Below are 11,400 nucleotides of genomic sequence, written 5' to 3' on the forward strand. Positions count from 1 at the left end.
CATGGATGGGTTCACGGCGTCCCCGCAATCCGACACCTCCCCACCCACCCAAACAGAAAAGCCAGAGCCGGCTGTTGCTCCGGCTCTGGCTTTGGCTTTTGATCCAGCGGGTGCCGGGCCGCAGGCCCGGCCGATCAACTCACACCACCGGTTCGCGCAGGGCCGGGTTGTCCCAGCCCGGGCGCGGCGCGAAACGATCGCCATGGCGCTGCTGCAACGCCTTCAGCCGCTCGACGATCGCATCGGCACCCACCGCACGGATGTGCTGGATGGGACCGCCGCGGAACGGTGCGAAGCCGGTACCGAAGATCACGCCGGCATCCAGCAGGTCCGCATCGGCCACCACGCCTTCGTGCAGGCAGGCCACTGCTTCGTTCAGCAGCGGCAGGATCAGGCGGTCCTCCAGGTCGGCCGGGGCCTGGTAATCGCTGGCCACGTCCGGCTTCTTCGGCTTGCCGTTCTCCCAGGTGTAGATGCCCTGGCCATCCTTCTTGCCGCGCTTGTCCGGTTCCACCGTCTGCAGCGCCGCCGGAATCTGCAGGCCCAGGAACGGCGCCAGTTCACGGCCGACACCGGCGGCCACGTCCAGGCCGACGGTGTCGATCAGTTCGATCGGGCCCATCGGCATGCCGAACTTCACCGCGGCCTTGTCGATCACCGGGCCTGGAATGCCTTCGGCATACGCGGTGGCCGCTTCCAGCATGTACGGGAACAGCACGCGGTTGACCAGGAAGCCCGGGCTGCCGGCCACCGGCACCGGGAATTTGCCCAGCGCCTTGCAGAACGCGGCCAGGCGGCGCTCGGTTTCCGGCGCCATGCCGTCGTGATGGATGATTTCCACCAGCGGCATCTGCGCCACCGGGTTGAAGTAGTGCAGGCCGGCGAACTGCGCCGGGCGCTGGATGTGGTCGCGCAGTTCCACCAGCGGAATCGACGAGGTGTTGGTGGTCAGCAACGCGTCGTGCTTCATCTTCGGCTCCAGCGTCTGGTACAGCGCACGCTTGGCCTCCGGGTTCTCGATGATGGCCTCGATCACCAGATCGGCCTCGGCCACGCCGTTGCCGTCCAGGTCGGCACGCAGGCGCGCGGCCACCGCCGGGCGCTTGCTGTCGTCGCGCACCTTCTTGGCGAACAGTGCCTGCGCACGCTCCATGGCCGGGTCGATGAATCGCTGCTCGCGGTCCTGCAGGGTCACTTCGAAGCCCTTGTAGGCGGCCCACGCAGCGATGTCGCCGCCCATCACGCCGGCACCGACCACGTGCACGTGCCGGATGCCGGAATCACCGCCGCCCAGGCCCTTCAGGCGCTCGGTCAGGAAGAAGATGCGGATCAGGTTGCGCGCGGTCGGCGTGCTGGCCAGCTTCACCACTGCGCGGCGTTCGGCATCCAGGCGCGCCTGGATCGGCTTGCCGCCGCTGCGCTGCCAGGTGCTGATCAGCGCGTACGGCGCCGGGTACTGGTCCTTCTTGGCCTTGCGCGCGACCTGCTTGACCATCTGCGGCGCCAGCAGCTGGCGTGCCGGCCAGGTATTGGTGGCCCAGGCCAGCGCACGCTGCTTGAACGGACGGGTGGTGCCGGACAGCGCCAGCGCGACGGCGGTGTCGAGCACGACCGCCGGCGCAACCACCTTGTCGACCAGGCCGATACCGCGTGCCGCCGAGGCCGACAGGGTACGGCCGGTCAGCATCATGTCCATCGCCGCCGGGGCGCCCACCAGCTGCGGCAGGCGCGCGCTGCCGCCCCAGCCCGGGAAGATGCCCAGCTGGGTTTCCGGCAGGCCGATGCGGGTGCTGCTGTCATTGGAGGCCACGCGGTAGCGGCAGGCCAGCGCCAGCTCGGTACCGCCGCCGAGGCAGTGGCCGTGGATGGCCGCCACGGTCGGGCAGGGCAGCTCGGCCAGCTTCTGGTAGGTGGCCTGGCCGCGGCGGATTGCATCATTGACGGTGCCGCGGCGGTCGAATTCCTGGAATTCCTTCAGGTCCGCGCCAGCGATGAAGCCGGCCTTCTTCAGCGACTGGATCACCACGCCCTTCGGCGGGTCCAGCGCGATGCGCTCAAGCAGGTCGCCCAGTTCCAGCAGCACGTCCTGCGACATCGCGTTGACGCTGCTGTCCTGACGATCCAGGGAGAGAACCACCACGCCGTCGTCGCGGATCTCGGGGTGCCAGTGGCTGAAGCGGAGACCATCGAAGCCTGAAAGCATGGACGTTCCATCCGGTTGTGTATGGAGAAGCGGCTATGATCCAGAGGTTGTTTCCCCCGCGTCAAATCCCAATAGCAGGGGAGTGGCGACCCCGGATCCATGGCCGTGGACCGGGACGCTAACGGAACGGTGGTTAAAAGCTGGTGCGGCGCCGGGTGATCGGCGACTGAACTTTTCCCGGGATTGGCAGTCTCATTGCCCGACGTCGGTTGGGCTGACAGGAGTGCGGCCCCTCATGGCCGAGGTTGATACACCACAGGAGCTGGATCTGGAACTGGTCCGGCGTGTGCAGCGCGGTGAGAGCGCGGCGTTCGATGTCCTGGTGCGCAAGTACCAGCATCGGGTCGTGGCCCTCGTCGGTCGCTACATCGCCGACTGGAGCGAATGTCAGGACGTCGCCCAGGACACTTTCATCCGTGCGTACCGCGCGATCGGAAGTTTCCGTGGTGATGCCCAGTTCTCAACCTGGTTGCATCGAATCGCCGTGAATACCGCCAAAAACTACCTGGCTTCACACAATCGACGGCCGCCGACCGATGACATCGACATCGGCGACGCCGAACAGTTCGACAGCGGTACGCGCCTGCGCGATACCGACACGCCCGAACGCGAGTTGATGCGCCAGGAGCTGGAACAGACGGTGATGAAGGCCGTCAACGCGCTGCCGGAGGAACTCCGGTTGGCGATCACCCTGCGCGAGGTGGAAGGCCTGAGCTACGAGGATATCGCGCAGAAGATGGGGTGCCCGATCGGCACCGTGCGTTCACGGATCTTCCGGGCGCGCGAGGCGATCGACACCGAACTCCGGCCGCTGTTGGACATCGGCAGCGCCACCCGTGAGAAGAGCCGCGTATGACCAGCAATCTGACCAGCAATCCGTTCAACGAATCGCAGAACCATCAATCCCCTGCCGGGCAGCGCCTGGACCAGCGCCACCGCGAACAGCTGTCGGCCCTGGTCGACGGCGAGCTGGGCGCCGATGAAGCGCGCTTCCTGTTGCGCCGCATGGAGCATGATCCGGAGCTGGCGGGTTGCCAGGAACGCTGGCAGCTGCTGGGCGACGTGATGCGCGGGCAGGCCCCGGCACTGGCCCCGGCCGGCTTCAGTGCCGCCGTGGCGGCTGCCATCGCGGCCGAACCGGCACCGCAGGCCGAGCCGCGCCGCCAGGCGCGTCGCAGCGGCTGGCGGGCCTGGGGCGGTGGTGCCGCACTGGCCGCCTCGGTCGCTGCCGTGGCCCTGTTCATGGGCGGCGAGAAGCTTCAGGAGGCCGCCCCCGGCGAGCCGCTGGCACCGCAGGTGATCGCCAGCCAGGCTGAACTGGCGCCGGCGCCGAGCGGCCCGGCTGCGGTCACCGAGGCGTCGGTGGATACCGCAGCGATGGCCGTGGCGGCTGCGCCGGCGGTGGCAATGGCCGCGGCCAGCCGCCGCCAGGACAGCCGTCGCGCCAGCGCGACCCGCAGCCAGCAGGCCGCGCGCGTCGCCCAGCGTGATGACAGCCCGCAGCGTGCGGTGGCCGCCGCGCAGGCGCCGTTGACCCCGACGGTGCCGGCCAACGCCAGCCGCAACCTGCCGTTTGGCGAGGTGGGAGCACTGCAGGCGCGACCGTGGCCCCGCTCCAGCCTGGCCCCCGCTGCCGGTGGCGCGCTCAATGCCAGCTTCCCGGCCCACGCCGGTGGTGCTGCGTTCTACCCGTTCGAGCCGCGCCTGCAGGATGACCTGCCGGTGCCGCCGCGCCCGCGCGACTGAGCCGGGCGCTTTCACGCCCCGCCGTCGGCGGGGCCCGTATTCCTCTTTCCACCCGATCCGGAGGTTGCCGTCCGATGACTCCCCGACTCCGCACGCAGGCCATCGGCCTGCTGGCCCTGACCCTTCCCTTGATGGCCTGCGCCCAGGCGCCGGCGCCTGCGGCGCAGACCCAGCCCGCGCCGGCTGCGGCGCCGCGGGCGCCCGCGCAGCCGCTGGTCACCGGCCTGCCTGACTTCACCCACCTGGTCGAACAGGTCGGGCCGGGCGTGGTCAACGTCGACACCACCATCGTGCGCAACAACCGCCAGGCCTCGCGGGGCCCGATGGGCGGCGACGATGACATGCCCGAGTTCTTCCGCCGCTTCTTCGGCCCGGACTTCCCGATGCCGGGGCAGGGCCCGGGTGGCCAGGATGGCGGTCCCAGCATCAAGGGCCGCGGCATGGGCTCGGGTTTCATCATCTCGCCTGACGGTTATGTGCTGACCAATTACCACGTGGTGGCCGATGCCAGCGAGGTGAAGGTGAAGCTGGGTGACAGCCGCGAGTTCAACGCCAAGGTGGTGGGCAGCGACCAGCAGTACGACGTGGCCCTGCTGAAGATCGACGGCAAGAACCTGCCGACCGTGCGCGTGGGGGATTCCAACACCCTGAAGCCGGGCCAGTGGGTTGTCGCGATCGGCTCGCCGTTCGGTCTCGATCACTCGGTCACCGCGGGCATCGTCAGTGCGCTGGGCCGCAGTACCGGTGGCGCCGACCAGCGCTACGTGCCGTTCATCCAGACCGATGTGGCGATCAACCAGGGCAACTCCGGCGGCCCGCTGCTGAACACCCGCGGTGAAGTGGTCGGCATCAACTCGCAGATCTTCTCCGCCTCCGGTGGCTACATGGGCATCAGCTTCGCGATCCCGATCGACCTGGCGATGAGCGCGGTCGAGCAGATCAAGAAGAGTGGCAAGGTCACCCGTGGCCAGCTGGGCGCGGTGGTCGAACCGATCGATTCGCTGAAGGCCCAGGGCCTGGGCCTGCCGGATAGCCGCGGTGCACTGGTCAACCAGATCGTGCCCGGCAGTGCGGCCGAAAAGGCCGGCGTGCAGATCGGCGACGTGGTGCGCTCGGTCAACGGCAGCCCGGTCAACAGCTGGTCGGACCTGCCGCCGCTGATCGGTGCGATGGCGCCGGGCAGCCGGGTCACCCTCGGCGTGATCCGCGATGGCAAGCCGCGCGACCTCAGCGCAACGCTCACCGCGCTCAGTGAAGATGGCCAGGGCAGTGCCCGCGCCGCCGCCACGGCCAAGCCCGATGCGGCGCCGCAGGCCGGGGCCAATGCCCTGCTGGGCCTGGACGTCAGCGACCTGACCGCGCCGCAGCGCAAGCAGTTCGGCCTGGACGGCAACGAGGGCGTGCGCATCACCGGGGTCAAGGGCCAGGCGGCGCGTGATGCCGGCCTGTCTCCGGGCATGGTGATCCTGCAGGTCGGGCGCACCCCGGTTGGCAGCGTGGATGGCCTCAACCGCGCGCTGTCCAGCTACAAGAAGGACGATGTGGTGATGCTGCTGGTGCGTACCGGCAACGGCAACAGCGCGTTCGTGGCGGTGAAGGCCGGCCAGTAAGGCCTGTCTGGGCCGCTGCTGCGGCGGCTGCCATCTACCCCGAAGCCCCGCCCCGGCGGGGCTTCGGCCGTTCCGGGCCGGCCCGACGAGGCCGTTTTCGCGGCGAGGCGCCGGGCATGCGATAATCGACCGTTACCCTGACGACGCCGCGCGCCGCCGCCACCTATGTCTTCTGATTCGATGCGGAACATCCGCAACTTCTCCATCATTGCCCATGTCGACCACGGCAAGTCCACGCTGGCCGACCGCATCATCCAGCTCTGCGGTGGCCTGCAGGCCCGTGAGATGGAAGCGCAGGTGCTCGACTCCAACCCGATCGAGCGCGAGCGTGGCATCACGATCAAGGCGCAGTCGGTGTCGCTGCCGTACCTGGCCAAGGACGGGCAGACCTACCACCTGAACTTCATCGATACCCCGGGCCACGTCGACTTCTCCTATGAAGTCAGCCGCTCGCTGGCCGCCTGCGAGGGCGCGCTGCTGGTCGTCGATGCCGCCCAGGGCGTGGAAGCGCAGTCGGTGGCCAACTGCTACACCGCGGTCGAGCAGGGCCTGGAAGTGGTGCCGGTGATCAACAAGATCGACCTGCCCACCGCCGACATCGAGCGCGCCAAGGCCGAAATCGAGGCCGTGATCGGCATCGACGCCTCTGACGCCGTGCCGGTCAGCGCCAAGACCGGCCTGAACGTGCAGGACGTGCTGGAAGCGATCGTGCACCGCATCCCGCCGCCGACGCCGCGCGACACCGAGAAGCTGCAGGCGCTGATCATCGACTCGTGGTTCGACAACTACCTGGGCGTGGTCTCGCTGGTGCGCGTGATGCAGGGCGAGATCAAGCCCGGTGACAAGCTGCAGGTGATGTCCACCGGCCGCAACCACCAGGTCGACAACGTCGGCGTGTTCACGCCGAAGCGCAAGGTGCTGCCGGCGCTGCGTGCCGGTGAAGTGGGCTGGGTCACCGCCAGCATCAAGGACGTGCACGGCGCGCCGGTCGGCGACACCCTGACCCTGGCCGGCGACCCGGCACCGAAGCCGCTGCCGGGCTTCCAGGAAATGCAGCCGCGCGTGTTCGCCGGCCTGTTCCCGGTGGACGCCGAGGATTACCCGGACCTGCGCGAAGCGCTGGACAAGCTGCGCCTGAACGATGCCGCGCTGCGTTTCGAGCCGGAAAGCTCCGAGGCGATGGGCTTCGGCTTCCGCTGCGGCTTCCTCGGCATGCTGCACATGGAGATCGTGCAGGAGCGCCTGGAGCGCGAATACAACCTGGACCTGATCAGCACCGCACCGACGGTGGTGTATGAGGTGCTGAAGACCGATGGCTCGATCATCAACATGGACAACCCGGCCAAGCTGCCGCCGGTGAATCAGGTCGAGGAGATCCGCGAGCCGATCATCCGTGCCAACGTGCTCACCCCCGAGGAGTACATCGGCAACATCATCAAGCTGTGCGAGGAAAAGCGCGGCAGCCAGATCGGCATCAACTACCTGGGCAGCCAGGTGCAGATCAGCTACGAGCTGCCGATGGCCGAAGTGGTGCTGGACTTCTTCGACAAGCTGAAGTCGGTCAGCCGTGGCTATGCCTCGCTGGACTACCACTTCGTGCGTTTCGACGCCGGCCCGTTCGTGCGTGTGGACGTGCTGATCAACGGCGACAAGGTCGATGCGTTGTCGCTGATCGTGCACCGCAGCCATGCCGATCGCCGCGGCCGCGAGCTGTGCGAGAAGATGAAGGACCTGATCCCGCGCCAGATGTTCGACGTGGCCATCCAGGCCGCGGTCGGCTCGCAGATCATCGCCCGTACCACGGTCAAGGCCATGCGCAAGAACGTGCTGGCCAAGTGCTATGGTGGCGACGTTTCGCGCAAGAAGAAGCTTCTGGAAAAGCAGAAGGAAGGCAAGAAGCGCATGAAGCAGGTCGGCCGCGTGGAAATCCCGCAGGAAGCGTTCCTGGCCGTGCTGCAGATGGACAACAAGTAAGCCCGCACCGGCCCCTGCGGGCCGGTCGTCTGGTGACGTTGCAAAGGACCCTGAATGAAACTGTTTGAGATCCTCCTGGTCGTGCTGACCCTGGCCTCGGGCCTGATCCTGCTCGCGGACAAGCTGTACCTCGCCAAGCGCCGCGCCCAGCGTGCGGGCCTGCTCGATTCCGAGCCGGTGCTGGTGGACTACTCGCGTGCGTTCTTCCCGGTGCTGGCGATCGTGCTGATCGTGCGCAGCTTCATCGCCGAGCCGTACAAGATCCCGTCCAGCTCGATGATGCCGAACCTGCTGATCGGCGACTTCATCCTGGTCAACAAGTTCTCCTACGGCCTGCGCCTGCCGATCAGCAACACCAAGATCGTGCCGTTCGGCGAGCCGTCGCGTGGCGACGTGGTGGTGTTCCACTTCCCCGGCCACAGCGACAACGACCCGGCCAAGGGCGAGAACTTCATCAAGCGCGTGATCGGCGTGCCGGGTGACACCATCGTCTTTGAAGGCGACGGCGTGATCCTCAATGGCGAGCCGCTGAAGTACGACAACAAGGGCATCTATGCCGGCCACAAGGGCCAGGGCGAGGGCGCCAACCTGCTGGTCGAGCACCTGCCGGGCCGCACCCATACCGTGCTGGAGACCGAGTATCCGCGTGGCCAGGGCCAGTGGACCGTGCCGGCCGGCAAGTACCTGGTGATGGGCGACAACCGTGACAACAGCGATGACGGCCGTTTCTGGGGCCTGCTGCCGGAGGAAAACCTGCGCGGCAAGGCATTCCTGATCTGGCTGAACTGCCAGGGCTGGTTCTGCAAGGATGGCTTCGAGCCGTCGCGGATCGGCTCGAGCATCAACTGATCGGGCATCACCTGAGTATTTTCACATCCAACGCGTATCTGGGGAGAACGCAATGAAGACGATGAACACGCAGCGCGGCATGACCCTGACCTCGTTCCTGACGGTCCTGATCGTGGTTGGCTTCTTCCTCTACATCGGCATGAAGCTGTTCCCGATGTACCAGGAGTACTACGCGGTGCGCTCGGCGATGAAGAGCCTGGCCAACGAGCCGGGCGTGGGCAACATGGAGCCGGCCCGCATCCAGGACCTGTTCTTCAAGCGCCTGTACATCAACTACTCGGACAACGTGAAGCCGGCCAATGTGAAGTTCGATCGTCGCGACAACGGCTGGACCCTCAAGGTCAACTACGAAGTACGTCGTCCGCTGATCGGCAACCTCGATGTGGTTGGCAATTTTGATTCTTCCCAGGACCTGACACGAAGCGGTGCCCAGTAAATTCATCCAACGTGGCGACCTGATCGGTCATCCCTTCCGCGATGCGGCCCTGCTCAAGCAGGCGCTGACCCATCGCAGTGCGGGTGCGCCGCACAACGAGCGCCTGGAGTTCCTCGGCGACAGCATCGTCAACATGATGGCGGCCGAGGCGTTGTACCGGCGCTGGCCCAAGGCCGACGAAGGCGCGATGACCCGTGCCCGCGCCGAGCTGGTGCGTGAAGGCGCGCTGGCGGTGATCGGGCGCAGCCTGGAGCTGGGCGAGCGGCTGACGCTGGGCCCTGGCGAAATGAAGTCCGGCGGTCATCGCCGCGACTCGATCCTGGCCGACGCGGTGGAAGCGGTGGTGGCCGCGATCTACCTGGATGCCGGTTTCGAGGCCTGCCGGGCGGTGGTACTGCCCTGGTTCAGCGCTTCGATCGAGGCACTGCCGGCCTCCGGCCGGCCCGAGAAGGACCCCAAGACCCGCCTGCAGGAATGGCTGCAGGCCCGACAGAAGGCGTTGCCGCAGTACGAACTGGTGTCAGAATCCGGTGACGACCACGCCAAACACTTCCGGGTACGCTGCAACGTAGCTGACCCGGCCGCCAGCACCGAGGGCGAAGGCGCCTCGCGGCGGCTTGCCGAACAACAGGCGGCTGCGGCCGTCCTAGAACAACTGGATTCCAAGTGAGCGAACAAACTCCCCATCATTGCGGCAGTGTGGCCGTCATCGGCCGCCCGAACGTGGGCAAGTCGACCCTGACCAATGCCCTGGTCGGCGCCAAGGTCAGCATCGTCTCCAACCGCCCGCAGACCACGCGCCATCGCCTGCTGGGCATCGCCACGTATCCGGAAGGCCAGCTGGTGCTGGTCGACACCCCCGGCCTGCACAAGGTGCAGAAGCGGGCGATGAACCGGGTGATGAACCGCGCCGCGCGTGGCTCGCTGGAAGGCGTCGACGCCGGCCTGCTGGTGATCGAAGCCGGGCGCTGGGACGAAGAAGACAGCCTGGCCTTCAACGTGCTGCGCGATGCCGGCATCCCGGTGGTGCTGGTGGTCAACAAGATCGATCGCCTGAAGGAAAAGGGCGCGCTGCTGCCGTTCCTGCAGCAGGTGACCGAAGGCCGCGACTTCGCCGCCGTGCATCCGATTTCCGCACAGAAGCGCAATGGCCTGGAAGCGCTGGTGCGCGACGTGCTGAAGCTGCTGCCGGAAGCCCCGCCGATGTTCGGCGAGGACGAGATCACCGACCGCAGCCAGCGTTTCCTGGCTGGCGAACTGGTGCGCGAGCAGCTGATGCGCCAGCTCGGCGAAGAACTGCCGTACGCCACCACGGTGGAGATCGAGCGCTTCACCGAAGACGGCAACCTGCTGCGCATCGGTGCGGTGATCTGGGTCGAGCGCGAAGGCCAGAAGGCCATCGTGATCGGCAAGGGTGGTGCGCGCCTGAAGGAGATCGGTGCCAAGTCCCGCCTGCAGATGGAGCGCCTGTTCGGGGCCAAGGTGTTCCTGGAAACCTGGGTGCGCGTGCGTGAAGGCTGGTCCGATGACGAGGCCGCGCTGAAGGCCTTCGGCTACGAGTAAGCCGCGACGGTCGCTTCGATGATGATCGAGGACGACACCGGCTTCGTGCTGCATGCACGGGCCTATCGCGAGACCAGCCTGCTGGTGGAGGTATTGAGCGCGCAGCATGGCCGCATCGGCCTGCTCGCGCGCGGTGTTTCAACGGCGAAGGGGCAGGTGCTGCGCGCCGCCCTGCAGCCGTTGCAGTGGATCCGTTTCAGTGCCCAGCAGCGGGGTGAACTGGCGCAACTGCGCGCTGCCGAGGCGCTGGATGCCGCGCCGCGATTGGTTGGCCAGGCGATGCTGGCCGGCTTCTACCTGAGTGAACTGACCCTGCGCCTGGCCCCTCGCCAGGACCCGTTGCCGGAGCTGTACCTCGCCTACGGTGAGGCACGCGCGCGGCTGGCGGTCGGTGCCGGCCTGGCCTGGACCCTGCGTCGTTTCGAACGCGAACTGCTGTCGGCGCTGGGCCTGGGTTTCGAACTGGACAGCGCCAGCGACGGCCAGCCGGTCGACCCGGCTGCACGCTATGCGTTGGACCCGCAGGAAGGGCCGCAACGGCTGCTGAGCGAGCGTGGCGGCGAGCGCCAGGCGGCGGCCACAGGCTCGGCGCTGCTGGCGCTTGCCGCCGACGAGGAGCCCGAGGCGGCCGATCTGGCCAGCCTGCGGCTGCCGATGCGGCGGGTACTGGCCCATCATCTGGGGCCGCGAGGCCTGAAGTCCTGGGAACTGCTCGAGCAGCTCGCCCCCAGGCGTTGAGGGGTGTCCGGCAGGGCTTGCAGCCCTGCACCCGCCGAATCAACGTCAACGTCAACTGCAAAAGCTGGCTATCCGTGGGTAGGCGGGGTGGGGCCGGTTGCGGGAGACGCCGTAAACCCATCCATGGGGGCTTGGCCGCGGCATCCATGCCGCAGACACTCCCGCAACCGGACCCACCCCGCCTTCGACAGATTTCCGCAATCTGCAGTAGATCCACGCCATGCGTGGATGAATTTCCATCGGAATCGAATATTTCGAATTGGAATCGAAAAGCATCCACG

10 protein-coding genes are annotated in these 11,400 nt (G+C 67.3%); 9 read left to right on the top strand and 1 reads right to left on the bottom strand.

Annotation, left to right across the window (positions count from 1 at the left end):
- Positions 1 to 139: 139 nt before the first annotated feature.
- On the bottom strand, positions 140 to 2,203 hold the full coding sequence (locus tag QRO93_RS20015) for a 3-hydroxyacyl-CoA dehydrogenase NAD-binding domain-containing protein (RefSeq protein ID WP_006462517.1): 2,064 nt from the start codon (positions 2,201 to 2,203) through the stop codon (positions 140 to 142).
- Positions 2,204 to 2,438: 235 nt separating this feature from the next.
- Between QRO93_RS20015 and rpoE the strand changes: the two genes are divergently transcribed.
- The 9 genes from rpoE (at position 2,439) to recO (ending at position 11,119) form a co-directional block, all read left to right on the top strand.
- Positions 2,439 to 3,059 (top strand): RNA polymerase sigma factor RpoE, encoded by a 621-nt coding sequence (rpoE, locus tag QRO93_RS20020; RefSeq protein WP_006462516.1) that lies wholly within the window; start codon positions 2,439 to 2,441, stop codon positions 3,057 to 3,059.
- An 8-nt stretch (positions 3,060 to 3,067) separates the two neighbouring features.
- Positions 3,068 to 3,949 carry a sigma-E factor negative regulatory protein gene (locus tag QRO93_RS20025; protein ID WP_180880335.1) on the top strand — a complete coding sequence of 294 codons (882 nt, stop codon included), beginning with the start codon at positions 3,068 to 3,070 and terminating at the stop codon, positions 3,947 to 3,949.
- Positions 3,950 to 4,023: 74 nt separating this feature from the next.
- Positions 4,024 to 5,559, top strand: coding sequence for a DegQ family serine endoprotease (locus tag QRO93_RS20030; protein ID WP_180880301.1), 1,536 nt, complete (start codon positions 4,024 to 4,026; stop codon positions 5,557 to 5,559).
- Between the two features lie 180 nt (positions 5,560 to 5,739).
- On the top strand, positions 5,740 to 7,533 hold the full coding sequence (gene lepA / locus QRO93_RS20035; RefSeq protein WP_040007303.1) for a translation elongation factor 4: 1,794 nt from the start codon (positions 5,740 to 5,742) through the stop codon (positions 7,531 to 7,533).
- Positions 7,534 to 7,587: 54 nt separating this feature from the next.
- Positions 7,588 to 8,382, top strand: a complete 795-nt coding sequence (gene lepB / locus QRO93_RS20040) for a signal peptidase I (protein ID WP_180880303.1) — start codon at positions 7,588 to 7,590, stop codon at positions 8,380 to 8,382.
- A 52-nt stretch (positions 8,383 to 8,434) separates the two neighbouring features.
- Entirely contained in the window at positions 8,435 to 8,818 is a 384-nt protein-coding gene (locus tag QRO93_RS20045) for a DUF4845 domain-containing protein (RefSeq protein WP_006462472.1), read from the top strand.
- Entirely contained in the window at positions 8,808 to 9,488 is a 681-nt protein-coding gene (gene rnc, locus QRO93_RS20050; RefSeq protein ID WP_008267764.1) for a ribonuclease III, read from the top strand. Before QRO93_RS20045 ends, rnc begins: the two co-directional genes overlap by 11 nt.
- Entirely contained in the window at positions 9,485 to 10,381 is an 897-nt protein-coding gene (gene era / locus QRO93_RS20055) for a GTPase Era (protein WP_005410599.1), read from the top strand. The genes rnc and era overlap by 4 nt, the downstream gene beginning before the upstream one ends.
- Before the next feature lie 18 nt (positions 10,382 to 10,399).
- Positions 10,400 to 11,119 carry a DNA repair protein RecO gene (gene recO / locus QRO93_RS20060; protein WP_053450479.1) on the top strand — a complete coding sequence of 240 codons (720 nt, stop codon included), beginning with the start codon at positions 10,400 to 10,402 and terminating at the stop codon, positions 11,117 to 11,119.
- Positions 11,120 to 11,400: the final 281 nt, after the last annotated feature.

It is taken from the genome of Stenotrophomonas maltophilia group sp. Smal17, from assembly GCF_030237045.1.
GTDB classification, from domain to species: domain Bacteria; phylum Pseudomonadota; class Gammaproteobacteria; order Xanthomonadales; family Xanthomonadaceae; genus Stenotrophomonas; species Stenotrophomonas forensis.